The organism is Amycolatopsis sp. NPDC049688 (genome assembly GCF_040674975.1).
Lineage (GTDB): Bacteria > Actinomycetota > Actinomycetes > Mycobacteriales > Pseudonocardiaceae > Amycolatopsis.
Genome location: NZ_JBFANY010000002.1, coordinates 343,664 through 367,568, shown reverse-complemented (window position 1 = coordinate 367,568; position 23,905 = coordinate 343,664). Strand labels below are relative to the sequence as shown.

The window sequence follows — 23,905 nt, the reverse complement described above, 5'->3', positions numbered from 1 at the left end:
GCGTGACTGGCCGTCTGCCCGAAGCCGGCACCCCCCGGTCTCCGCGAGGCTCATCGGCACCAAGATCCGAACCGACAGGGAGAACCACGTGGACCCGAACACTCCACACGCGACGAACGGCCCGGTGCTTTCCGGCCGCGGGCTGGTGAAGCGCTACGGCACCCAGTACGCCCTGGCCGGCATCGACATCGACATCCAGCCGCGGGACGCCGTCGCCATCGTCGGGCCGTCGGGCTCGGGCAAGACGTCGCTGCTGCACGTGCTGGCCGGCATCCTGAAGGCCGACGACGGGCAGATCTTCCTGGCCGGGCAGCGGATCGACCACCTCGGCGAGAAGAAGCGCAGCGAGCTGCGCCGCACCGAGTTCGGGTTCGTCTTCCAGTCGGGGATGCTGGTGGCCGAGCTGTCGGCCGAAGAGAACGTCGCGCTGCCGTCCCTGCTGGCCGGGCTCGGCCGCAAGGAGGCCATCGACGCCGGCCGCCAGTGGCTCTCGCGCCTCGGCCTGGCCGGTAAGGAGAAGCGCCGCCCCGGCGAGCTGTCCGGCGGCGAGGCCCAGCGCGTCGCGATCGCGCGGGCGCTGACCCACCGGCCGAAGGTGATCTTCGCCGACGAGCCGACCGGCGCGCTCGACACGCGCACCGGCCGTGAAACGATGGACGCCCTCCTCGGCGCCGCCCACGAAACGGGGGCCGCGGTGATCGTGGTGACGCACGACCGCGAGCTGGCCGAGTCGATGCCGAAGACCGTCGCCATCCGCGACGGCCTGATCGCGACGAGGCTGGCGGCGTGAACTCGCTGCAGATCGCCCTGCGGGTGCTGAAGGTCGACCGGCGGACCCGGACGTCGGCGATCCTCACCGCGATCGGGGTGGCCGTCGCGACCGGGCTGGTGCTGCTGCTGGCGACGCTGCCGTTCGCCACGCAGAACCGCGAGCAGCGTGCCCTCTGGCAGGGCGAGAACTTCTACAGCCACGGCTCCGACGGCCCGGTGAACCTGCTCTTCACCGCGTCGAAGGACTACTTCGACGGCAAGCAGATCGTCCGGGTGGACGTCGCGCTGGCTCCCGGCGTGACGCCCGGGTCGATCCAGTTGCCGCCGGGCGTGCCGCAGTTGCCCGGCCCCGGCGAGACCGTCGTGTCGCCCGCACTGGGCCGGCTCCTGCAATCCAACCCGGCCGCGCAGCTCGGCGACCGGTTCGGCAAGCCCGTCGGCGCGCTCGGCGAGGACGGCCTCCGGTTCCCGGAGCAGCTCGTCGCCTTGACCGGGCACACACCGGACGCGATGCCGCAGCGCGCCGACAAGGTGGCGGGCTTCCCGAGCGGGAAGGCGAGCGCGGATGCCCTGCTCACCCTGCTGTCCTGGGTCGGGATCATCGTGCTGCTGGTGCCGAGCCTGGTGCTGGTCGCGTCGTCGGCGCGGCTGACCGCGGCCCGGCGGGAGCGGCGGCTGGCCGCGATCCGGCTGGCCGGGGCGACGCCGGGGCAGGTCACGAACATGGTGGCCGCCGAGACGACGTTGTCGGCCGGTATCGGTGCGCTGCTCGGCCTGCTGATCAGCCCGGCGCTGCACGGCCTCGCGTCCTTCGTGCCGTGGGCCGGGGGCACCTGGCTGGCGTCCGACTTCGCGCTCCCGACCGGCCTGACGGTCTTCATCGTGGTGGCCATCCCGGTGCTCGTGGTGCTGGCCGGCGTCCTCGGCCTGCGCCGGGTGCTGCGTAACCCGCTGTTCGCGACCGGCGGCCACACGAAGAAGCCGCTGCACTGGTGGCGGCTGCTGGCGCTGCCCGCGGCCGGGGCGTTCTTCCTCATCGCGGTGACCACGGCGAAGGACTACGGCGGCATCGGCCTGGTCATGGCGGGGCTGTTCTTCCTGGTCGGCTCGGCCGCGATCGTCGGGCCGTGGGTGACGTCGGCGGTCGGCGGCACGTTCGTCCGGATCTGGCGGCGCCCGTCCGCGCTGCTCGCCGGCCGCCGCCTGCGTGACGACCCGAAGGGCGCCTACCGCTCCTCCGCCGGGATCGTGCTCGCGGTGTTCGCCGGGTCGATGGCCCTGACGCTGCTGCCGACGTTCGAATCGATGGCCGGCGGCGGGCGGTCGTTCGCCGACTCGGTGCTCTACGTCGACTCCGACAACGAGCACGCGGGCCGGATCGTCGACCAGGCCAACAGTTCGCTGCAGAAGTACGGCCAGTCCGAGAAGGCGGTCGCGGTCGGCGAGGTCTACCTGGTGAAGGGTCAGGCGCCCAACCGCTACGGTCACCGCGCGCTGGTGATGACCTGCGCCGACGCCGTCAAGCTGACCCGCTACGGGCTCACGCCCGAGAACTGCGCCGGTGGCCCGGCCGTCTTCGGCGACTCGGAGGTCGACCTGGCGCAGTACAAGTTCGCCCCCGCGTGGGACGGGCCGGCGGTGGCCGCGAAGTCCGGCACCCGGGTGGCCGCCGTGCACCCCCGTGACGCGGACCTGTCGGACACGCTGATCGTCGATCCGGCCGCGCTGCCGGAGGGCTTCACGCCGAAGGACTACACCGTGGTCGCGCCGACCACCGACGCGAACCGCGAGATCGTCCGGACGGCGCTGGCCGGCCCGGCCGCCGGTGCGGAGATCGGCAGCCGCGACCAGTACCTGTTCAACCAGCAGACCGAGCTCGGCGACCTGCGCCGGGTCACGGTGATCGGGCTGCTCGCGGCCGGGATCCTGGCCGGCTGCAGTGCCGCGGTCGCGACCGCGGGCTCGGTGATGGACCGCCGCCGCACGTTCGGCGCGCTGATGGCCGCGGGCACGCCGGTCCGGGTGCTGGCGAGGGCGTTGCGGATGGAGGCCGCGCTGCCGGCGCTGGTCGCCACGATCGGCGCGGGAATCGTCGGGGTACTGGTCGGCGTTGGGTTGTTCAGCATGGTCGACGCGCGGGGCATCGTGCTCAGCCCGTGGCTGCTGGCGCCGGTCGTGCTCGGGGTCGGGGTGGCCCTGCTCGGCGCGTCGGTCTGCACGCCCGCGTTGAAGCGGGTCCAAGCCGAGCCGCTGGCCGACGAATAGGCGTCCGCCGCTGCAGTCGGGGCAGCGGCGGACACCGGGGGTAGTGAGCTGAAGGGGACTTTCTCCGTAGGGGATCCGGAGAGAGTCCCCTTCAGCGCTTCTCGAAGATCAGGTCGTGCGAGACGCGGCCTTCGACGTCGGCGCGCTGCTCGAACTTGGTCACCGGCCGCCACTCCGGCCGCGGCGCCCAGCCGTCGTACCGGTTTTTCAACGCGGGTTCCGCGGAGCAGACCTCGAGCATCTGCTCGGCGTAGTTCTCCCAGTCGGTCGCCATGTGGAAGGTGCCGCCGGGCGCGAGCCGCGACGCGACGAGCGCGGCGAACGACGGCGACACGATCCGCCGCTTGTGGTGCTTCTTCTTCGGCCACGGGTCCGGGAAGAACAGCCGCACGCCGTGCAGCGTCCCCGGCTCGACGTGCTCGGTCAGCAGCACGACGGCGTCGCCGTGCAGCAGCCGCAGGTTTTCGACGCCGAGCTTTTCGGCGCGCAGCATCAGCTGGCCCAGGCCCGGGTCGTAGACCTCGGCGGCGACGTAGTTCAGCTCGGGCGCCGCGGCGGCCAGCTGCGACGTCGTCTCGCCCATGCCGGAGCCGATCTCCAGCATCACCGGCGCCTCGCGGCCGAACCACGCGGTGAAGTCGAGCGGCCCCGGGGGCAGCTCGCTCACCGTGCGGCCCAGCCGCGGCCAGTGGTCGTCCCACGCCCGCTGCTGCCCGACGGTCATCCGGCCACCGCGCTTGACGTAACTGACCACGCTGCGCAGCCGACGTCCGTCCTCTTTTTCCACGGACAGAATGTAGCCGGGCGCGCAGCGCCTCCGTTGAGGGTGGTGGCGGGGGCATGGATGGATCAACGAACGGCTTCGAACACCCCGAGACGAGACCGCAGCCCGGCCAGCCCGGCCACCGGGATCGGGTCCGGCGTCGGACCGGTGTGCGCGGGCAGGACGTCGATCCAGCCCTCGTGCCGGTCGGTGTTCATCACCGTCGTGGGAATCGCGTGCCCCGATTTGCCGCGTTCGGACGGCATGAACTCCCAGTAGCCGGATTCGCCGTCCGCGGCCCACGGGACGAATTCCCACCCTGGCCGCCGGCCGAGCAGTTGCGCGATCCGGTCCTCGACGCGGAAACCCTGTTCCCGGGAATCGAGCTTGCCGTCCGCGACCGCGCGCAGCCACCACGGCGCGGGGATCGGCCCCGACATCCCGGCCGAAGCGCGGAACAGGGCCAGGACGCTGTCTTCGGGCGCGCGGTGCACCCACGCGCGGCGGAGTTCGGCCGGCGTCGCCGCCGTCATGGCGGCCTGCGGGAGTTCGATCGCCCGCGACCATTCGAGGTCCAGCATGGGTTCGAGCCGGGGAGCGTCGTCTTCGACGCGGGCTCGGGGAATCGTGCCGCCCAATTCTTGCCCGGTGTCCACCGTCAAGATTCACCTCCAGGGGAGCTCAGACGGTTCCGGTGCTCACTTCGAATATTGCCTGGTCATAGCAGTATGTCCGGCGGCTGTGAGGGAAGCCACAACCATTTCATCTCGTCTTAACACGGATTCTTGCGGTATGAGACCGCGGTCACGCGTCGCGGCGGCTCGTGACGAGCACCCCGGCCGCCAGCAGCGCCACGCTGATCGCCGCGAAGTACCCGAGGTAGCCCCACGGGCCGAGCGCGGGTGCGGGCAGCTGCAGCGCACCGCCGGTGAACCCGCCCGCGCCGACGAACTGGTCGGCCGCGTGGAACGGCATCCACTGGTAGACGTGCTTGCCGAAGCCCGGGATGAAGAGGACGACGCCCTCCAGGACCTGCGTCCACACCAGGACGATGGTCAACGCGAAGGCGACGCTGCGCAGCAGGAGGGCGACGCCGACGCCGGCCACCGCGGTGAACAGGAAGACCAGGCTCTGGCCGAGCACCGAGCGCCAGTCCGCGCCCGTGTGCAGCGCGAGGTCGGCGTCCGGCTGCACGAGCGACGCCAGCGCCCACGAGCCGAAGCCGACGACCAGCCCGAGCACGGCACCGACCGCGCCGACGACCACGGTCTTGGCCAGCAGCGCCGGCACCCGGCTCGGCACGGCCTGGAACGTCAGCCGCATGGTGCCCCAGTTGAACTCCGACGCGGTCGCGAGCACGGCGAGGACCAGCAGCACGGTGCGGCCGTTGCCGCTCGCGAGCTGGGTGTTGCCGACCGTCGGCGGGATTTCCGGGCCGGCGAGGGCGAAGAACAACGCGGTGAAGCCCAGCGGCGCGACGAGCGCGATGGCCAGGCACCACCACGGCGCGCGCGTGCTGAAGAGCTTGATGCGCTCGGCGCGCAGGAGGTTCGTCGACGCGGTCACTGGACGGCCTCCGGGGTGGCGAACTCGACGGCCTCGTGCGTGAGGTCGAGGTAGGCCTGCTCGAGCGAACCGGTGATCGGGCTCAGCTCGTGCAGGGTGGCGCCGGCGTCGAAGGCGAGCTGCCCGATCCGGTCACTGTCCATTCCGGATACGACGAACGCGCCGCCGGATTCGGTGAACTCGGCCTGCCCGGTGAGCGCCGCCCGCAGCCGGTCGGCGTGCGGGGTGCGGACGCGCACGCCGTGTTCACTCGTCTGTGCGATGAACTCTTCCATGGTGCCCTGGTAGATCAGCCGGCCGCGGCCGATCACCACGAGGTCCTGCGCGGTCTGCGCCATCTCGGGCAGCAGGTGGCTGGAGACGAACACCGTCCGGCCCTCGGCGGCCAGCGCGTGCAGCAGCTGCCGGATCCAGGCCATGCCCTCGGGGTCGAGGCCGTTGACCGGCTCGTCGAACAGCAGCACGCGCGGGTCGCCGAGCATCGCGGCGGCGATCCCGAGCCGCTGCTGCATGCCGAGCGAGTACTGCAGGACGCGCGTCTTGCCGACGCTCGTCAGCCCGACCAGGGCCAGCACCTCGTCGACGCGCTTGTCCGGGATGCCGTTGGTCGCGGCCAGCCAGCGCAGGTGGTCGCGCCCGTTGCGGCCCGGGTGGCGCCAGGTGGCGTCGAGCATCGCGCCGACTGTCCTGAGTGGATCATCCAGCTCGCGGTACGGGACGCCGTCGACGAGCACGGCGCCCGCGTCCGGGCGGTCGAGGCCGAGGATCAGCCGCATCGTCGTGGACTTGCCGGCCCCGTTCGGGCCGAGGAAACCGGTGACGCGCCCGGACCGCGCGGTGAAGGTCAGTTCGTTGACCGCCGTGGTGGCGCCGTACCGCTTGGTGAGTGCGCTGGCTTCGATCATGGGGCTCCCCGTCCGTCGAGGGGAAGCCTACTGCGAAACGGGAATCCGGGTCGCCCCCCGACAGCGCGACCCGGATTCCCGTTTTCCCCTATCCCCTTGTTCCCCCTATGCGTCCCGCTTCTTCGCGACCCCGAGCGCGACGAGCAGGAACACGATCGCGATGCCGGCGAAGTACGCCAGCGCCCAGCCGGGGCTCAGCGGCGAGTCCGACGGCGACGGGCCGTCGACGACCGCCGAGCCGCGCAGGAACTTGTTCGCCACGTTGAACGGCAGCCACTCGTGGATGTGGTGCCCGACCTTCGGGATCAGCTGCACCAGCTCCTCGACGGCCAAGTAGTAGATGAGCAGCAGGGCGATGGCGCCGGCGCTGTGCCGGATCAGGATGCCCAGCGCGACCGCGAGCACCGCGCTGATCGCGAACACCGGGCCGAGCCCGGCGACGTTCATCCAGTCCTGCGCGGAGTGCAGGCCCAGGTGGTCGTTCGGCCGCATGAGCATGGCGAGGCCCAGCGCGCCGAACGCGCCGATCTCACCGATCACCAGGGCCGCCAGCGCGACGACGACGGCCTTGGCGACCAGCGCCGGCGAGCGGTGCGGCACCGCCTGGAACGTCGTGCGGATCGTGTTGAAGCGGTATTCGGTGGTCACCGCGAGCGCGGCGAGCACCATGACGACGGCGATGCCGAACTGGGAGCCGCCGAACTGGGTGGCCGACAGGGCGATGGGTTCGTCGGACGGCGTCGCGCCGGCCAGGATGGCCGCGAAGCCGACGGACAGGGCGACGGTGATGAGCGCGCACCACCACGGCGAGCGGGTGCTGAACAGTTTGATGCGTTCGACCGCGAGCAGGTTCATGATCTTGGTTTCCCCGGTTACTTGGCGGACTCGAGCACGTGCTGCGCCTCGGCGTCGAGGCCGGTGTGGTACTCGACGGAGTCGCCGGTGATCTGCATGAAGGCCTGCTCCAGCGAGCCGGTCTGCGGGCTCAGCTCGTGCAGCACGATCCGGTTGGCGGCGGCGATTTCGCCGATCTTGTCGCTGTCCATCCCCGACACCACGAGGGCGTTCGCTTCTTCGACGACGCCGGCGCTGGCGCGCTGCAGGGCGTCGCGGAGCTCGGCCAGCTGCGGCGAGCGGACCTTGACGGTGTTCTCCGCCGCGCGGGAGACGAAGTCCTCGGTGGAGGACTGCGAGATCAGCTGACCCCGCCCGATCACCACGAGGTTGCTGGCGGTCAGGGCCATCTCCGAAAGCAGGTGGCTCGACACGAAAACGGTGCGGCCTTCCTCGGCCAGCCGGTGCATGAACTTCCGGATCCACAGGATGCCCTCGGGGTCCAGCCCGTTCACCGGCTCGTCGAACAGCAGCACCTCGGGGTCACCGAGCAGGGCGGCGGCGATGCCGAGCCGCTGCGACATGCCGAGCGAGAAGCCACCGGCGCGCTTGCCGGCGACGCTGGTCAGGCCGACGATCTCGAGCACCTCGTCGACGCGGGAAGCCGGGATGCGGTTGGACTTCGCCATCCAGAGCAGGTGGGCGCGCGCCGAGCGGTTCGGGTGCACCCACTTCGCGTCGAGCAGCGCGCCGACGGTGCGCAGCGGCTCCTTGAGGTCGTGGTACTTCTTGCCCCCGATGGTGACCTGGCCGCCCGTCGGGTTGTCCAGGCCCAGGATCATCCGCATGGTGGTGGACTTGCCCGCCCCGTTCGGGCCGAGGAAGCCGGTGACCTGACCCGCGGCCACGGAGAACGACAGGTTGTTCACCGCCAGTGTCTTTCCGTACCGTTTGGTGAGGCCGGTTGCCTCGATCATGACTGCTCCTCTTCCGCCCCTCGCTTACGACGCGTTCATCGTCGCGGGTCGGGGATGGTTCGCGCGTCACCCTGGAGGCCGAACCGCTCCCCCTACCTGAGTAGTACCTTGCTGGCTCTTCGGCCGATGCGCGATCCGTGATGACCCTGAGTCGACCCTGATTCGACACTATTATTGAACTGTGGTTCAATAATGCCGTGGCCAGGCCGAGGAGCATCACCGACGAGCGGCTGCTGGGTGCGGCGGAGACGGTGATCGGCCGCTGTGGCCCCGGTTTCACGCTCGCGCAGGTGGCCGCGGAGGCGGGTGTCTCGGTCGGCACGGTCGCGCAGCGGTTCGGGTCGAAGAGCGGCCTGCTGCAGGCGATGAGCCGGCGGGCCACGCGGCGGGCGGTCGAGCAGATGCGGGAAAGTGCGGACCGGGCGGACGACCCGGTCGACGGCCTGCGGGCCGCGGCGGTGTCGGTCTACGCGGTGCTCGGCGACGCCGAGGAGGCGGCGAACCACCTGGGCCAGCTCGGCGTGGACATCGGCGACCCGGTGCTGCGGTCGCTGCTGGGCGAGCACTTCACGGCGGTGGAAGAAGAACTGCGGCGGCTGGTGCGGGCGGCGGCGCACGCGCTGCCGCACGCGCCGAGCGTGCCGCGGGCGGCCCGGGCGGTGCTCGGAATCATCAACGGGGTGTCGATCGACTGGTCGATCCGGCCGCACGGGCGGCTGGCCGACCGGCTGGCGGAGGACGTCGACGCGGTGCTGTCCGCGTGGCGGGGACGGGAGGACGCATGAGTGAGCCGGCGAACGAATTGAATCCGGCACCGAGTTTGCAGGGCAAGGTCGCGGTGGTCACCGGGGCGACGCGCGGGTGTGGCCGGGCGATCGCGGTGGAGCTGGGCCGCGCGGGCGCGACGGTGTACGTCACCGGCCGCACGACCCGCGAAACGGTGTCGCCGATGAAACGCCCGGAGACCATCGAGGAAACCGGCGAACTGGTGGAGGCGGCGGGCGGCCGCGCGGTGGTCGTCCGCTGCGACTTCACCTCGGTGTCCGATGTGGACGCACTGAAGGCCCGCATCGAGTCCGAAGTGGACGGAATCGACATCCTGGTCGACGACGTCTGGGGCGGCGACATGTACTTCCACTTCGACGCGCCGTTCTGGGAGACGCCGCTGGAGGACGCGCTGAGCCTGACGCACAACGCGCTGGACACGCACCTCATCGCGCTGCACAGGCTGTTGCCGCTGGTGGTCGCCCGCCGCGGCCTGGTCCTGGAGGTGACCGACGGCGACAACGACGACTACGTCGGCGCCGGCCTCCCGTACTACCTGGCCAAGTGCGGCATCCGCGCACTCGGCCGGGCCCTCGGCGTGGAGCTGAAGAAGAACGACTGCGTCGGCCTCGCGGTGACCCCGGGCTTCCTGCGTTCGGAGTCGATGCTCGACCACTTCGAGGTCACCGAGGACAACTGGCGCGACGCGGTCGGCAAGCTGGCCCCGGTCGACTTCAAGATCTCCGAGACGCCGTACCTGCTGGCCCGCGGCGTCGCGGCCCTCGCCAAAGACCCGGAAGTCTCCCGCTTCGCGGGCCGGACGCTGGCGTCGTGGACGCTGATGAAGGAGTACGGCTACACGGACATCGACGGCGACCGCCCGGACTTCGGCCGCTGGCTCACCGAAGTCCGCAACGCGGGCAAGGACCCGGCGACCACCCCGGCGGACGGCTACCGCTGACCGTCACCACGGCACCGGCCCGGCGTCGTCGAAGAGCCCGCCGGTCGGGCCGTCGCCGGGCAGGGTGGCGAGCCGGACGGCGATCCGGGCGCCGTCCTCGGGCGTGCTGGTGCCGTGGAAGCCGTTGAGGTCGGTCGCGACGTAGCCGGGGCAGGCACCGTTGATCTTGATCGGTGTGCCGGCCAGCTCCTTGGCGTACTGGATGGTGATCGCGTTGAGGAACGTCTTCGACGGCGAATACGCCCCGCTGACCCCGCCGAGGTCGACGTCCGGGGTGGTCTGCAACGTCAAGGACGCGACGTGGCTGGACTGGTTGACGATCCGCGGGTGCCCGGAGCGGCGCAGCAGGGGCAGCATCGCGTTGGTGACCCGGACGACGCCGATGACGTTGGTCTCCACCACCGCCCGCAGGCTCGCCGGCGTGACGGCCGACGGCTCGTCCGGCCACGCTCCCGCGATGCCGGCGTTGTTGACCAGCACGTCGAGCCGTCCGGCGCGCTCCTCGATCAAGGCGGCGGCCGCAGCGACGCTGGCGTCGTCGGTGACGTCGAGGGGTACGCCGAACGCGTCGGCGCCGGCCGCGCGCAGCTTCGCCACGGCGTCCTCCCGGCGCTGCTCGTCGCGCGCCCCGATGCCGACGCTCCAGCCCAGCGCGCCGAGCCCGGCCGCGATTTCGAAGCCGATTCCCTTGTTCGCGCCGGTGACCAGCGCGATCGTCTGTTCGCTCATGCCCCGATCATGGGCGGGATCCGGCGAGGCACCAACACCCGCTGGGACGAGGGACGATACCCCGGTGGTATCGGTCACGCGGGTAGCCTGGGTGGGTGGAATCGAGGGAGCTGCGCTACTTCGTCGCGGTCGCCGAGGAGCTGCACTTCGGCCGGGCCGCCGAACGCCTCGGCATCGCCCAGCCGCCGCTCTCGCGGACGATCGCCCAGCTCGAGCGGCGGCTCGGGGTCACGCTGCTCGAACGCACCAGCCGCAAGGTCACGCTCACCGGCGCCGGCGCCGTGCTGCTGACCGAAGGCCGCGCGATCCTCGGCGCGCTGGCCGCGGTGGAGCGGCGCACCCGGGACGCCGCGGCGAGCCGGCCCGCGCTCGTCCTGTCCGCCAAGGCCGGTGCCTCCGGTGAGCTGCTGGCGAAACTGCTCGACGCGTACGCCGCCGAGCCGGACGCCGTCCCCGTCGACCTGCTGCTCTGCGAATCCCAGCCACAGCTGCCGCTGCACGACGGCCGGGCCGACGTCGCCCTGCTGCACCAGCCCTTCGACTCGACGGCCGAACTCGACACCGAGGTCCTGCGCACCGAGGGGCAGGTCGCCATCCTGCCCGCCGCGCACCCGCTGGCCGGCCGGTCCCACGTCCGGCTGGCGGAGGTCAGCGAACTGCCGGACCTCCCGATGGCCCGCTGGCCCGGCCCCGGCGGCACCTACCCCGAAGGCCCCGGCGCGGAGGTCCGCAACCAGACCCAGCTCTTCCAGCTGATCGCGCTCGGCCGCACCACGGTCGTCATGCCCGAATCCAGCCGAGCCGACCTGCGCGAGGGGCTGGTCGCCGTACCGGTCCCGGACGCGCCGAGCGTGACGACGGTGATCGCGTGGCCGCCGCACAGCCGCTCCTTGGCGCTCGCCGCCTTGGTCCGCGTGGCCACCCGGCTCTGACGGCTCAGCCGAGGCCGGGGCGGGCGAGGCCGGTCTCGTAGGCCAGCACCACCGCCTGCACCCGGTCCCGCAGGTCCAGCTTCGCCAGGATCCGCCCGACGTGCGTCTTCACCGTCGCCTCCGACAGGAACAGGGCCTCGGCGATCTCCAGGTTCGACATGCCCTTGGCGATCAGCACGAGCACCTCGCGCTCGCGGTCGGTCAGCACGTCCAGCTCGGCGGTGTCCCGCATCGGCGAGCCGCCGGTGCCGACGAAGCGGTCCAGCAGCCGGCGGGTCACCGACGGCGACACCACCGCGTCGCCCGAAGCGACCGCGCGCAGCGCCGACACCAGGTGGTCGGGCTGGGTGTCCTTGAGCAGGAACCCGCTCGCGCCGCCCTGCAGCGCCGCGTAGACGTACTCGTCGAGGTCGAACGTCGTCATCACCAGCACGCGCGCGGTGCCGGCCGCGACGATCCGCTTCGTCGCCTCGACGCCGTCGAGCACCGGCATCCGGACGTCCATCAGGACGACGTCGGGCCGCAGTTGCGAAGCCAGCTCGATCGCCTGTGCCCCGTCGCCCGCCTCGCCGACGACGTCGATGTCGGCCTGGGCGCCCAGCACCATCCGGAACCCGACGCGCATCAGTTCCTGGTCGTCGACGACCACCACCCGGATCACTTGTCCAACCTAACCGGCAGGGCCGCGCGGACCTGCCATCCACCGCCCGGAGCCGGGCCCACGTCCAATGTTCCGCCGTACACGTGCGCTCGCTCGCGCATGCCGATCAAGCCGTTGCCGCCCGGCAACCGGGGGTCGCGACGGCCGGCCGGGACCAGCTGCGCGGCGCCGGCGCCGTCGTCGGACACCAGCACCTCCACCAGGTCGCCGGTGCGCTGGACCCGCACCGAAGCGGTCGCGCCGCGCCCGGCGTGCTTGAGCGTGTTCGTCAGGGACTCCTGCACGATCCGGTAGATGCCCAGCGAGACGCCGGCCGGCAGGTCGCCGAGCTCGCCGAGCTCCAGCTCCACCGGCACGCCGGCGGTGCGCATCCGGTCGGCCAGCTCGGCGAGGGCGTGCGCGTCCGGCTGCGGCACCCGTGGCTCGCCGTCCGCGTCGTCGCTGCGGAGCACGTCCAGCAGGCGGCGCAGCTCGCCGAGCGCGCCGCGGCCGGTCTCGGAAATCGTTTGCAGGGCCCGCTGAGCGAGCTCGGGGTTGCTCTGGATCGCGTACGACGCGCCGTCGGCCTGCACGACCATGACGCTCACCGCGTGGGCGACGACGTCGTGCAGCTCGCGCGCGATCCGCCCGCGCTCCTCGGCCACCGCGATCCGGGTGGCCTGGTCCCGTTCGGTTTCGAGCAGGTGCAACCGGGCCTCCACTTCCACGTCGTAGGCGCGCCGGGCCCCGACGAACTCGCCGAGGGTCCAGCACAGGGCGATCCCGAACGCCAGGAACAACGCCGAGATCAGGAGCTCGTCCGCCGGGCCGAGGGCCAGCTGCAGGGCCGACCCGGCGACGACGGCACCGACGTACACCAGCCCCTGCCGCCGCCCCGCGTAGACGACGACCGAGTAGATGCTCATCGCCAGCGCGGCGACGCTGGAGATGCCGAGCTGGAGCGTCCCGTGCACGACGCCGATCACCAGCACGACGTACGCCGACCACAGCGGCGACTTCCGCCGGAACACCAGCGGCGCCACCATGGCGATGTTCACCGGCACAGCGATGTACCACGGCGGCATTTCGGCGATCTCGTCGAAGCCGTCGGCGGCGAACAGCAGCATGTCGAACAGGCCGAGCAGGACGGCGAGCACCGTGTCGCCCGCCATGGGGTGGGCACGCATCCAGAGGCTCAGCCGTCGCACCACACAACCCTAGGTCGCGCCGCGGAGACTGCGCGTCGGCCGGCGGTACCACCTTCGGTGCGACCTGGGGATGAGGCCCATGGCACGATTCACGGGGTTGTCCGTACGACGGGGAGGGCTGGGGGCCGTGACGTCACCGGAGCAGGGCCGGCTCGCGGGCCCGCTGTCGATGTCGGTGGCCAACCTGTGTCACCGCCTCCAGTCGCAGGTCTCCGCGCGCACCGCCGCCGGGTTCGCCGAGGTGCTGCGCCGGCTCGGCGCGCCCCTGCAGGTGGCCGTGGCCGGCCGGATCAAGTCGGGCAAGTCCACGCTGGTCAACGCCCTGATCGGCCGCCGGGTCGCGCCGACCGACATCGGCGAGTGCACCCGGCTGGTGACCCGGTTCCAGTACGGCACGGTCGACCGGGTCGAGATCGTCTTCACCGACGGCCGCAAACAGGTGCTCCCGTTCGCCGCCGACGGCATGATCCCGGCCGAGCTGGGCGTCGACATCGAAAAGGTGTCGCACATCGAGGCGTACCTGACCAACGCCGTCCTGCAGGGCATGACGGTGATCGACACCCCGGGCCTCGGCTCGCTCGACGCCGCTTCGGTGTCCCGCACCGAGCAGCTGCTGGGCGCGGCGAAACACCGCAAGGAGGAGGACGACGAAGAGGGCTCGGACGAGCTCGACGACACCTCGCGCAACGCCGTCGCCGGCGCGGAAGCCGTGCTGTACGTCGTCACCCAGGGCGTCCGCGCCGACGACCAGCAGGCCCTCGCCGCCTTCACCGCGGCCACCGCGAGCCGCGAGGCGGGCCCGGTCAACGCGATCGCCGTGCTCAACAAGGCCGACACCATCGCGCCCGAGTCGGTCGAAGGCGCCGGCGGCGACGTCTGGAAGGCCGCGACGCTGCTCGCCGAGAAGCAGGCGTCGACGTTGAAGCCGCGGGTCGCGGACGTGCTGCCGGTGATCGGCCTGATCGCCGAGTCCGCCGAGTCCGGTGGCTTCACCTCCGCCGACGCCGAGGCGCTGCGGCAGCTCGCCGGCCTCGACGACGACGTCCTGCAGACCATGCTGCTCTCGGCCGACATCTTCACCAGCTGGGAGTGCGACGTCCCGGCGGGCACCCGGCTGCGGCTGCTGGAGAAGCTCGACCTGTTCGGCATCTCGCACGCCGTCGAGGCCATCCGCAAGGAACCCGAGATCACGGCGGGCGCGCTGCGGCGGTCGCTGCTCGACGCGTCCGGTCTCGAAGCGGTCCGGCAGCGGCTGTCGATCGTGTTCGCCGCCCGCGCCGACGGCATCAAGGCGGCCGCGGCGCTGGCGTCGGTGACCGCGCTCGCGCACGCCTCCGGCGACCCCGGTGAACGCCAGCGCGTCCACGACGCCATCGAGGTGCTGCTCGCCAAGCCCGAGGCCCACCAGCTGCGGCTGCTCGAAGCGCTGACGCTGGTCGCGTCCGGCGCGGTCGACATGCCGGAGGACCTCTCCGAGGAGGTGCTGCGGGTGGGCAGCAACGCCGACATCGGCGCCCAGCTGGGCAAGCCCGGCGCCCCGCGGCCGGAGCTGGCCGCGCACGCCCTCGAACGCGCGGGCTGGTGGCGCTCCTTCGCGTCCTTCGGCGCGACGCCGGCGCAGAGCCGTGTCGCGCACGTCGTGCACCGGGCGTACTTCTTGATCTGGCAACAGGTCCGCGAGCCGCAGGGCTGAGTTTGTCTCTGCTTGCCGACTTCTCCTGAACACGGCGTTTCCCCGCGTACTGTGAAAACGTGCGCCTAGAAAACACGACATCCTGGCGAGCGGGCTGGAGCAGCGAGTCCGAAGTCGACGTCGCGCTGTACATCCGTGATGCCCTGGCCCTGTCCGTTTCCGAAGGACAGGTGCTGCCGCCGGTGGAGCCGCAGGTCCCGGTGCACGTCCCGCCGGGGGTCGACCGCGCGGCCGTCCAGGCGCAGTGGGCCGACTGGTGGGTCGACCTGCTGGCCTTCCTGCGCCACCGCGAGGACCCGGACCCGCGCAGCCCCCGCCTGCGCTACGGCCGGCCGGCGCTCGCCCCGGGTTCGGCGATGCGCCAGGCGGTCGACTTCTTCGCCCCGGCCGCGGCCCGCCACTTCGCGAACGCGCGCGGCCCGGCCCTGCGCGGCGCGGGCGAGCCGGCGGGCGGCACCCCGTGGGCGCCCGGCTTCTACCGCCGCCAGATCGTGGCCGGCGAGCGGCTCGGCCAGCTGGTGCGCGAGGCCGAGGTCCGGCACGGCCGCCGCGCGTATCCGTTCCGCCTGAACGTCATCGAGATCTCGGTCGCCGGCGCCATCTGGCTGCGCACGGCCGAAGACCAGCTGCTGGTCTCCTCCCGCCTGGCCGAGGACGGCCCGGGCCTGGAGGCGGTCCTCCGCTCGGTGATCGACGACCTGGTCTGACCCCTTTCATAAACCGAGCAGTCGGTCGGATAATGGGCGGCATGGAGACGACCGTCGACGAGCCGCCGTGGCTGCGCACCGGGTCCTGGGTCGGCTGCCCGCTCATCGGCGGCGCGCTCGGCGTGGGTGTCTGGGCCATCGCCGCCTGGGTCAGCGACCTGCCCGCCTTCCCGTTCCAGGGCCTGTTCAAGGTGCTCACGAAGCTCCCGCAGCCGTGGGCGACGCTGGCCGCGGCCGCCGGCGGGCTCGTGCTCGGCCTGGTGTTCGCCGCGATCTGGGCCCACGAACGGCTCGTCGTCACGGTGTCGCCGACCCGGGTCACGCTGGTCCGCGGCGACCGGACCCGGCGCATCGAGGCCGACCTCGAAGCCGTCTACCTGGACGGCAAGGAACTCGTCCTGCGCACCACCGACGGCCGGGAGATCGCCCGCGAGAAGACCGACCTCACCGGCCGCGAGCTGGCGCCCGCCTTCGCCGAGCACGGCTACCCCTGGCAGGACGAGCCGGTCGAGCGATGAGGACCGTCGACCCGGCCAAGCACGCGGCCAAGCGCCGCGCGATCGTCGACGCAGCCGCCGGCTGCTTCGCCGAGAAGGGCTTCGAGCGGACGACGACGGCCGACATCTGCCGCGCCGCGGGCATCAGCTCCGGCAGCCTCTTCCACTACTTCCCCAGCAAACGCGCGGTGTTCACGGCGATCTTCACCGACGACGCCGCCGAGACGGCCGAGCGGCTCGAAGCCGCGGCGAAGACCGACGAGCCCCTGGCGGCGCTGCTCGACGTCGTCACCGAGCTGGCCGGCCAGGTCGCGCACCCCGCGGTCGTCCGGCTCGTGCTGGAAGCTGCCGCCCAGGCCGCCCGCGACGACGACTTCGCCGCGTTGATCCAGCGCAACGACGCGGCTCTGCGGGACGGCTTGGCCGTGCTGGTCACCCGCGCCGTCGTCGCCGGGCTGATCGACCCCGGCATCGCCCCGCGCGCGGCCGCCGGCTGGGTCGCCGGGCTGATCGACGCGATGATTTCGCGGGCCGGCCTCGACCCGGACCTCGATCTGGCTGCGGAACAGGCGATCCTCCGGACGATCCTGATCCGGTTCCTTCGCCCGGTTTCGCCCACGGAGGGCGGCTGAGTCGGCCAGACTGGACGCATGGCGTGGTTTCGCAAGGAGGGAACCGAACGCGGCCCGGCCGCGTCGGACACCGATGTGCACCCCTTGCAGCAGGTAAGCGATCTCGAGCGCGCTCTCGCCGATCGCCAGGCGCTGATCCGGATGTGCCTCTACGCGCTGGACCGCGCCCGCAGCGGCGGCGTCGTCGAACGCCTGGAGGAGGGGCTCGCCGCGATCGGCGTCCAGGCCCTGCGGCCCGACGGCGAGCGGTTCGACCCGGCCCGCCACGAAGCCGGCGGCGCCGTCCCCACCGAGGACCCGGCGCTCGACGGCATCGTCGCGGAAACCGAGGTCACCGGTTTCGCCGACCACGACCGCCTGCTGCGCGCCCCGGTCGTCACCGTCTACGCGAAGAAGAACCCGTGAGCGCACCGACCGCGCCGAGCCTGCCCGCGCAGGTCGCCGCCGCCCGGGACCAGCTGCTGACCGTCGTCCGCGACGCCGACCCGGCCGCCGCCAAGTGGGTCGAGGACATCCGGAAGTCCCGGCCGAAGAAGCCGGCCGTCGTGGTCGTCGGCGAGACCAACCGCGGAAAGAGTTCGCTGGTCAACGCGCTGCTCGCGCGGCCGGGACTGTCCCCTGTGGACGCCGACGTGGCCACCGCGACCTACCTGGTGTTCGACCACGCGGACACCTGGGGCGCGCAGGCCTGCTACCCCGGCCAGCTCGCGCCGGTGCCGATCGACCTCGGCCAGCTGATCCACTGGGTGTCCGCCGCGCACGAGCTGCCACCCGGCCAGATCCCGCCGCGGTACGTCGAGGTCACCGGGCCGGTGCCGCTGCTGGAGCGCCTTTCGCTGGTCGACACCCCCGGTGTCGGCGGCCTGGACTCGCTGCACGGCGAGCTCGCCAAGGAGGCCGCCGCGGGCGCCACCGCGCTGCTGTTCGTCGTCGACGCCTCGGCGCCGTTCACCTCGACCGAGCTGCAGTTCCTCCGAGACGTCGGCGAGCGCGTCGAGACCGTGGTGTTCGCGCTGACCAAGGTGGACATGTTCCGCGGCTGGCGCGAGGTCATGGAGGCCGACAAGCAGCTGCTGCGCGAGCACGCGCCCCGGTTCGCCGACGCCGTGTTCCACCCCGTGTCGGCGCGGATGTTCGAGACCGCGGCGAAGGCGCCCAACGAGCAGATGGCCGCGATGCTGCGGGAGAAGTCCGGCGTCGCGGCGATCCAGATGGCGTTGCAGGAGCTGCTCGTCGGCCGCTCGGCGATGCTCGGCGAGGCCAACACGCTGCGCGCGCTGTCCAGTGCGCTGGGCGAGCTCAAGGCGAAGCTGCAGGCCGAGAGCCGGGCGCTGTCCGCCGGCGAGGCCGAGGCCGAAGTGCTGCGCGAACGCCGTGACCAGCTGCAGGCCGAACGCCGGAGCTCGACCCGCGGCTGGCAGCTGAAGCTGCGCGGCGAGGTGCAGCGCACCCGCGTCGAGGTCGGGCACGAGAGCAGCCGGCAGATGCGGGACGCCCAGACCCACTTCCGCCAGCTCATCGACGCGGCCAAGCGCGACGAGCTGGCCGCGTTGCCGCAGCAGGTCGACATCGCGCTGCAGACGACGTCGCAGCGGATCTCGATGCTGCTCTCGCAGCGGCTGAACCAGGTCACCAACGTCTCGCTGTCGGAGCTGTTCTCCCCCGAAGAGCTCGACGTCATCCGCGCGCAGTTCGCCCGGGCCGGCGGCCCGCCGGTGGTGCTGCGCCCGCCGGACAAGAAGCCGCCGACGGCCGAGGACAAACTGCTCGTCTTCATGGGCATCTCCGGCGGGGTCGGGGCCGGCAAGGTGGCCGCGCTGCCGCTGGCCGGCGTTGCGATCCTCAACCCGGTGGTGCTGCCCGCGACGATCATCATCGGCCTCGGCGCGGGCTGGTGGATGGCCCGGACGCGCAAGCACGCGGCCGACAAGCAGCACATGAAGCAGTGGCTGGTCGAGGCCATCGCGGACGCCCGCTCGACGCTCGACCAGCTCGTCGCCGAGCAGCTGATCGAGGCCGAGCAGCAGCTGTCGATGGCGCTGGACGAAGCACTCGGCCGGCGGATCGACGCGATCGAGGCCGAGCTCAAGGAAGTCGACAAGACGATCAAGATGGGCGCGCAGGAGCGGGCCAAGAAGATCGCGATCGTGTCGAAGCGGCTCAAGGAGGTCAGCGACGGCCGCGAGCGCGCCGAAGCCTTCCTGACGCGCATCCGGGCACTGCGGGACAAAACCGCCTGAGCACCGTCCGGTTGTGAAGCGGAACCGAACGGGCCTACGGTGAGTCATACCCTCAGACAGCAGGTCGGAGCGTGTTACCCGGTTCGAAGGGGGAAGTCCCATGTGGGTCGACGAGAGTGGCGGCAGCGACACCGACGCGAGCAGCCCGGACGCGATGACCGTCCACGTCGACGGCCAGGAGTACCAGGCCGAGGTCAACTACGACGTGAACGAAGACGGGGTGAACGACACCGCGATCATCGAGCACGACGACGGCTCCGCCCAGGCCTTCATCGACACGAACCACGACGGCGAGGCCGACCACTACGCCGTGCTGGACGAGAACGGGAAGGTCGTCGACCAGGCCGTCTACGACGAGGCCAGCGGCCAGTGGGTCGAGGACGGCTCCGGCGGCCACGACCACTCCGACACCGGCGGCCGCGACGACAGCGCCGGCGGCCACATCCACGCGGACATGCCGGACGGCGAGGTGGACGCGGGCGTCGCGACCATCGACACCGACCACGACGGGCACAACGACACCGCCATCGTCGAGACGAAGAGCGGCGGCACGATCGCCTTCACCGACAAGGACGGCGACGGCGAAGCGGACATCGCGGTGCAGACCGAGGCCGACGGCACCACCACGACGTTCGAGCACTCCGGACACGGCCAGTGGACCGAGGTCTCCAGTGGACTGATGAACTCCGGGACGGAATCCGACCCGGCCGCGGACGCCGCCTGGGGCGAGGCCGGCACGCAGACGCTGGAGGGCGTCGCGCGCATCGACTCCGGCACCGGGCAGTGGATTTCGCCGAACTGAAAGTGACCCAGGTCATAGTTTGAAAGCCCGAGGCTGCGGCCTCGGGCTTTCTTCATGTCTTCAATGAAAACAAGCAGGTCACGGCTGTGTCGCAAGCCACCGGAAGATTTTCAGCGAATGCACCGATCAAGTGACATCTGAATCGATTCCCTTATCGTTCTTGTGAGAGAACCTACACGTCAGCTCTCGGTTACTCGCCGGTCATGCGGCTACTCTCAAGGAATCCCAAATCGCGCACACCGGTTCGCCAGCCGGTGCGCGAAGCCATTCGGTCGCCGGCAATGACGCCCGCACCGGGACAACGTCGTTCCGGTGCGGGCGCATTTGTCGTCGGAAGTCAGGAGTAGAGATGACCGCAGTCGCCATCCCCGGACTGGACACCGCGCCGACGACGCACACTGGCGTGCTGTCCTTCGTCCGGGAGGTCGCCGAACTGACCACCCCGGACCGGGTGGTGTGGGTCGACGGGTCCGACGAAGAAGCCGCCCGGATCAACCAGGAGCTGGTCGAGGCCGGCACGTTCGTGCAGCTCAAGTCGAAGCCGAACTCCTTCTGGGCCACTTCCGACCCGAACGACGTGGCCCGCGTGGAAGACCGGACCTTCATCTGTTCGGAGCGTCCCGAGGACGCCGGTCCGACCAACAACTGGATGGACCCGGCCGAGATGAAGGCCACCATGACCGAGCTGTTCCGGGGCTCGATGCGCGGCCGCACGATGTACGTCATCCCGTTCTGCATGGGCCCGCTCGGCGACGAGAATCCCAAGCTGGGTATCGAAATCACGGATTTCGCCTACGTCGTCGCCTCGATGCGCGTGATGACCCGCGCCGGCAAGGCCGCACTCGAGAAGTTCGTCGGGCCCGACGGATCCGAGCGTGAATTCGTGCCCGCGCTGCACTCGGTGGGCCACCCGCTCGAACCGGGCGAGAAGGACGTTTCCTGGCCCTGCAACGAAACGAAGTACATTTCGCACTTCCCGGAGGAGCGCGCGATCTGGAGCTACGGCTCGGGGTACGGCGGCAACTCCCTGCTGGGCAAGAAGTGCTACTCGCTGCGCATCGCGTCGGTGATGGCGCGCGACGAGGGCTGGCTCGCCGAGCACATGCTGATCCTCAAGCTGATCTCGCCCGAGGACAAGGTCCACTACGTCGCGGCCGCGTTCCCGAGCGCCTGCGGCAAGACCAACCTCGCCATGCTGCAGCCGACCATCCCGGGCTGGCGCGCCGAGACGCTGGGCGACGACATCGCCTGGATGCGCTTCGGCGAGGACGGCCGCCTGTACGCGGTCAACCCCGAGTTCGGCTTCTTCGGCGTCGCGCCGGGCACCGACTGGCACACCAACCCGAACGCCATGCGCACGATCGAGAAGGGCAACACGGTCTTCACCAACGTCGCCCTGACCGACGACGGCGACATCTGGTGGGAGGGCATGGAGAACAAGCCCGAGCACGCCACCTCGTGGAAGCACCAGGACTGGACGCCGGACTCGGACGAGAAGGCCGCGCACCCGAACTCGCGTTACTGCACGCCGATGTCGCAGTGCCCGATCCTCGCGCCGGAGTGGGACGACCCGAAGGGCGTGCCGATCTCGGCGATCCTGTTCGGCGGCCGCCGCAAGACGACGGTCCCGCTGGTGAACGAGGCCCGCGACTGGCAGCACGGCGTGTTCATGGGCGCCACGATGTCGTCGGAGACGACCGCCGCGGCGGCCGGCGCGGTCGGCAACGTGCGCCGCGACCCGATGGCGATGCTGCCGTTCCTCGGCTACCACGCCGGTGACTACTTCAAGCACTGGCTGACCCTGGGCAAGAACGCCGACGCGAACAAGCTGCCGAAGATCTTCTACGTCAACTGGTTCCGCCGCGGCGACGACGGCCGCTTCCTGTGGCCGGGCTTCGGCGAGAACTCGCGGATCCTGAAGTGGGTCATCGAGCGCGTCGAAGGCCGCGGCAACGCGGTCGAGACGCCGATCGGCTTCGTGCCGCGGGCCGAGGACCTCGACACCGAGGGCCTGACCGAGCCGCTCGAGGACATCCAGGCCGCCCTGGACGTCAAGCCCGAGGAGTGGCGCGAGGAGCTGCCGCTGATCGAGGAGTGGTTCGAGCAGATCGGCGACAAGGTCCCGACGTCGCTGCGTGACGAGCTCGACGCGCTGGCCCAGCGCCTCAAGTAGGCACCCCGAGCAGAAGGGGACGCTTCCCGGCCGCATCCGGGAGGCGTCCCCTTCTTCCGTTCTGGGTACTTTCGCGATCATGAGACCGTTTCGTTTCGGAGTGGCGTTGTACGTGCCCGGTTCCCGGGCCGAGTGGATGGCGAAATGCCGCCGGGCCGAGGACCTCGGCTACGACGTCGTCGGCGTGGTCGACCACCTCGGCCGGGTTGCGCCGATACCCGCGTTGCTCCTTGCCGCCGAAGCCACCGAGCGGATCCGGCTGAACACCTACGTCCTCAACGCGAGCTTCCACAACCCGGTGCTCCTGGCCAGAGACCTCGCCGCGCTCGACGAGTTCACCGGCGGCCGGGTGGAGATCGGGATCGGCGCCGGGTACGTCCGCGAGGAGTTCGAAGCCGCCGGAATCGACTGGGGCACGCCCGGGCGCCGGTTCGGCCGGCTCGTCGACGTCGTCGCCGAAATCGAGCGCGCGTTCACCGACCGCCCGCGGCCGCCGCTGCTGCTCGGCGGCCGCGGCGACCGGATGCTGACCTTCGCCGCCGCGCACGCCGACACCATCGCCCTCACCGGGACCGCGCCGGGGGCGGCCGAAGGACGGCTGGCCCTGGCCGACTCCGGCGCGCTGGCCGAGCGCGCCGACTTCGTGAAGCGGGTGCTCGACGGCCGGGACGCCGAGCTGAACCTGATGGTCCACTTCGTCCGGATCACCGAAGACCGGCAGGCGGCCCTGGAGGAAGCCCACCAGCTCGTGCCGCACCTCGACGTCGAGGAGCTCGGCCTGCTGGCCACGGTCCTCGTGGGCTCCGCGGACGGCGTGGCCGAGCAGCTGCGCCGGACCCGGGAAGCCTTGGGCGCCAGCTATTTCACGGTGCTCGAAGACGATCTCGACCGGCTGGCGCCGGTGATCGAGCGGCTGCGCTGAGTACCTTGGCCGACATGACTGGGGAATTCCGTTTCGGTGTCAACATGGTCGTGCCCGGCAGCCGCGCCGCCTGGGTCGAGAAGTGCCACAAGGCCGAGGACCTCGGGTACGACGTCATCTCCGCGGCCGACCACCTCGGCATGGCCCCGCCGTTCCCGGCGCTGGTGCTCGCCGGCGAGGCCACCTCGCGCGTCAAGCTGGGCACCTACGTGCTGAACTGCGCGTTCTACAACCCGATGCTGCTGGCCCGGGAGGTCACCGGCGCCGACCAGTTCACCGACGGCCGCCTGGAGCTGGGCCTGGGCGCCGGGTACGTCCAAGCGGAGTTCGAGGCCGCCGGGCTGCCGTTCCCGTCCGCGGGCGAGCGCGTCGACCACCTCGAGCGGACGATCACCGAGCTCAAGCGGCGCTACGCCGATCCGGACCACCAGCCGGCACCGGTGCGGAAGTCCGGGCCGCCGCTGCTGATCGGCGGCCGCGGCGACCGCGTGCTCGGCCTCGCCGTCGAGCACGCCGACATCATCGGCTTCACCGGCGGGGTCAGCGCGGAGCAGGTCGACGAGCGCGTCGCGTTCGTCCGCGCGAAGCTCGGCGACCGCGAGGCGGAGTTCAACCTGATCGGCCAGTTCGTCACCATCACCGACGACCGCGCGGCGGGGCTGGCCGCCCTGGCCGAGCGCCTGCAGGGCCGGCTGACGGTCGAGCAGCTCAGCGAGCTGCCGACGGCCTTCGTCGGCACTCCGGCGCAGATCGCCGACCAGATCCGCGGCCACCGCGAGCGCTACGGCTTCACCTACTTCACCATGCTCGAGATGCACCTGGAGGAGTTCGCGCCGGTCCTCGAGCACCTCCGCTGATCCGGCGCCGCGCTCACCCTCGCGGGTGGGCCGTCGCCGCCACCAAGCTGCTCGCCGCCGTTTGAC

Annotated in this window: 24 protein-coding genes; 15 read left to right on the top strand and 9 right to left on the bottom strand. The window is 71.4% G+C overall.

Features of this window, described 5'->3' with window-relative positions; translation table 11 throughout:
• The first annotated feature begins 88 nt into the window (after positions 1-88).
• A complete protein-coding gene (locus tag AB0J55_RS07720; protein ID WP_364244305.1) occupies positions 89-790 on the top strand; it encodes an ABC transporter ATP-binding protein in 702 nt (233 codons plus the stop codon).
• Positions 787-3,036 (top strand): ABC transporter permease, encoded by a 2,250-nt coding sequence (locus AB0J55_RS07715; RefSeq protein ID WP_364244302.1) that lies wholly within the window; start codon positions 787-789, stop codon positions 3,034-3,036. Before AB0J55_RS07720 ends, AB0J55_RS07715 begins: the two co-directional genes overlap by 4 nt.
• 91 nt (positions 3,037-3,127) lie before the next feature.
• Here AB0J55_RS07715 and trmB read toward each other — a convergent pair whose 3' ends face one another.
• The 6 genes from trmB to AB0J55_RS07685 form a co-directional block, all read right to left on the bottom strand.
• The gene (gene trmB / locus AB0J55_RS07710) at positions 3,128-3,760 is read right to left on the bottom strand and encodes a tRNA (guanosine(46)-N7)-methyltransferase TrmB (protein ID WP_325154924.1); all 633 of its coding nucleotides are present in this window, start codon (positions 3,758-3,760) and stop codon (positions 3,128-3,130) included.
• A gap of 125 nt (positions 3,761-3,885) precedes the next feature.
• Complete coding sequence (locus tag AB0J55_RS07705; protein ID WP_364245946.1) at positions 3,886-4,437, bottom strand: hypothetical protein; 552 nt, start codon at positions 4,435-4,437, stop codon at positions 3,886-3,888.
• A 166-nt stretch (positions 4,438-4,603) separates the two neighbouring features.
• On the bottom strand, positions 4,604-5,365 hold the full coding sequence (locus tag AB0J55_RS07700; RefSeq protein ID WP_364244299.1) for a hypothetical protein: 762 nt from the start codon (positions 5,363-5,365) through the stop codon (positions 4,604-4,606).
• The gene (locus AB0J55_RS07695; RefSeq protein WP_364244296.1) at positions 5,362-6,270 is read right to left on the bottom strand and encodes an ATP-binding cassette domain-containing protein; all 909 of its coding nucleotides are present in this window, start codon (positions 6,268-6,270) and stop codon (positions 5,362-5,364) included. The genes AB0J55_RS07700 and AB0J55_RS07695 overlap by 4 nt, the downstream gene beginning before the upstream one ends.
• Positions 6,271-6,375: 105 nt before the next feature.
• Positions 6,376-7,125: an ABC transporter permease gene (locus AB0J55_RS07690; RefSeq protein WP_364244294.1), complete on the bottom strand. Its 750-nt coding sequence runs from the start codon at positions 7,123-7,125 to the stop codon at positions 6,376-6,378.
• Between the two features lie 17 nt (positions 7,126-7,142).
• The gene (locus AB0J55_RS07685) at positions 7,143-8,081 is read right to left on the bottom strand and encodes an ABC transporter ATP-binding protein (RefSeq protein WP_364244291.1); all 939 of its coding nucleotides are present in this window, start codon (positions 8,079-8,081) and stop codon (positions 7,143-7,145) included.
• 197 nt (positions 8,082-8,278) lie between these two features.
• Between AB0J55_RS07685 and AB0J55_RS07680 the strand changes: the two genes are divergently transcribed.
• Entirely contained in the window at positions 8,279-8,866 is a 588-nt protein-coding gene (locus AB0J55_RS07680) for a TetR/AcrR family transcriptional regulator (protein WP_364244288.1), read from the top strand.
• Positions 8,863-9,807: an SDR family NAD(P)-dependent oxidoreductase gene (locus tag AB0J55_RS07675; protein ID WP_364244285.1), complete on the top strand. Its 945-nt coding sequence runs from the start codon at positions 8,863-8,865 to the stop codon at positions 9,805-9,807. The genes AB0J55_RS07680 and AB0J55_RS07675 overlap by 4 nt, the downstream gene beginning before the upstream one ends.
• Positions 9,808-9,810: 3 nt before the next feature.
• Here the strand turns inward: AB0J55_RS07675 and AB0J55_RS07670 are convergent, their stop codons facing one another.
• Entirely contained in the window at positions 9,811-10,536 is a 726-nt protein-coding gene (locus AB0J55_RS07670; RefSeq protein ID WP_364244283.1) for an SDR family oxidoreductase, read from the bottom strand.
• Positions 10,537-10,631: 95 nt separating this feature from the next.
• Here AB0J55_RS07670 and AB0J55_RS07665 point away from each other — a divergent pair, with 95 nt between their 5' ends.
• Positions 10,632-11,468, top strand: a complete 837-nt coding sequence (locus AB0J55_RS07665) for a LysR family transcriptional regulator (RefSeq protein WP_364244281.1) — start codon at positions 10,632-10,634, stop codon at positions 11,466-11,468.
• Between the two features lie 4 nt (positions 11,469-11,472).
• On the opposite strand, the gene AB0J55_RS07660 is transcribed toward AB0J55_RS07665, so the two are convergent.
• A complete protein-coding gene (locus tag AB0J55_RS07660) occupies positions 11,473-12,129 on the bottom strand; it encodes a response regulator transcription factor (protein ID WP_364244279.1) in 657 nt (218 codons plus the stop codon).
• Positions 12,126-13,280 carry a sensor histidine kinase gene (locus AB0J55_RS07655; protein WP_364245944.1) on the bottom strand — a complete coding sequence of 385 codons (1,155 nt, stop codon included), beginning with the start codon at positions 13,278-13,280 and terminating at the stop codon, positions 12,126-12,128. Before AB0J55_RS07655 ends, AB0J55_RS07660 begins: the two co-directional genes overlap by 4 nt.
• 115 nt (positions 13,281-13,395) lie before the next feature.
• Between AB0J55_RS07655 and AB0J55_RS07650 the strand changes: the two genes are divergently transcribed.
• From AB0J55_RS07650 to AB0J55_RS07605, 10 genes are all read left to right on the top strand, one after another.
• Positions 13,396-15,009, top strand: coding sequence for a dynamin family protein (locus AB0J55_RS07650; RefSeq protein ID WP_364244276.1), 1,614 nt, complete (start codon positions 13,396-13,398; stop codon positions 15,007-15,009).
• Positions 15,010-15,068: 59 nt separating this feature from the next.
• Positions 15,069-15,716 carry a hypothetical protein gene (locus AB0J55_RS07645; RefSeq protein ID WP_364244273.1) on the top strand — a complete coding sequence of 216 codons (648 nt, stop codon included), beginning with the start codon at positions 15,069-15,071 and terminating at the stop codon, positions 15,714-15,716.
• A gap of 41 nt (positions 15,717-15,757) precedes the next feature.
• On the top strand, positions 15,758-16,234 hold the full coding sequence (locus tag AB0J55_RS07640; RefSeq protein ID WP_364244270.1) for a hypothetical protein: 477 nt from the start codon (positions 15,758-15,760) through the stop codon (positions 16,232-16,234).
• Positions 16,231-16,845 carry a TetR/AcrR family transcriptional regulator gene (locus AB0J55_RS07635; RefSeq protein ID WP_364244268.1) on the top strand — a complete coding sequence of 205 codons (615 nt, stop codon included), beginning with the start codon at positions 16,231-16,233 and terminating at the stop codon, positions 16,843-16,845. Before AB0J55_RS07640 ends, AB0J55_RS07635 begins: the two co-directional genes overlap by 4 nt.
• 18 nt (positions 16,846-16,863) lie before the next feature.
• Positions 16,864-17,250 carry a nucleotide exchange factor GrpE gene (gene grpE, locus AB0J55_RS07630; RefSeq protein ID WP_364244265.1) on the top strand — a complete coding sequence of 129 codons (387 nt, stop codon included), beginning with the start codon at positions 16,864-16,866 and terminating at the stop codon, positions 17,248-17,250.
• Positions 17,247-19,085: a dynamin family protein gene (locus AB0J55_RS07625; protein WP_364244262.1), complete on the top strand. Its 1,839-nt coding sequence runs from the start codon at positions 17,247-17,249 to the stop codon at positions 19,083-19,085. Before grpE ends, AB0J55_RS07625 begins: the two co-directional genes overlap by 4 nt.
• Before the next feature lie 100 nt (positions 19,086-19,185).
• Positions 19,186-19,887 (top strand): hypothetical protein, encoded by a 702-nt coding sequence (locus AB0J55_RS07620; RefSeq protein WP_364244259.1) that lies wholly within the window; start codon positions 19,186-19,188, stop codon positions 19,885-19,887.
• A 349-nt stretch (positions 19,888-20,236) separates the two neighbouring features.
• On the top strand, positions 20,237-22,060 hold the full coding sequence (locus AB0J55_RS07615; RefSeq protein WP_364244257.1) for a phosphoenolpyruvate carboxykinase (GTP): 1,824 nt from the start codon (positions 20,237-20,239) through the stop codon (positions 22,058-22,060).
• 79 nt (positions 22,061-22,139) lie between these two features.
• Positions 22,140-22,982 carry a TIGR03621 family F420-dependent LLM class oxidoreductase gene (locus AB0J55_RS07610; RefSeq protein ID WP_364244254.1) on the top strand — a complete coding sequence of 281 codons (843 nt, stop codon included), beginning with the start codon at positions 22,140-22,142 and terminating at the stop codon, positions 22,980-22,982.
• A gap of 14 nt (positions 22,983-22,996) precedes the next feature.
• Positions 22,997-23,839: an LLM class F420-dependent oxidoreductase gene (locus tag AB0J55_RS07605; protein ID WP_364244251.1), complete on the top strand. Its 843-nt coding sequence runs from the start codon at positions 22,997-22,999 to the stop codon at positions 23,837-23,839.
• Positions 23,840-23,905: the final 66 nt, after the last annotated feature.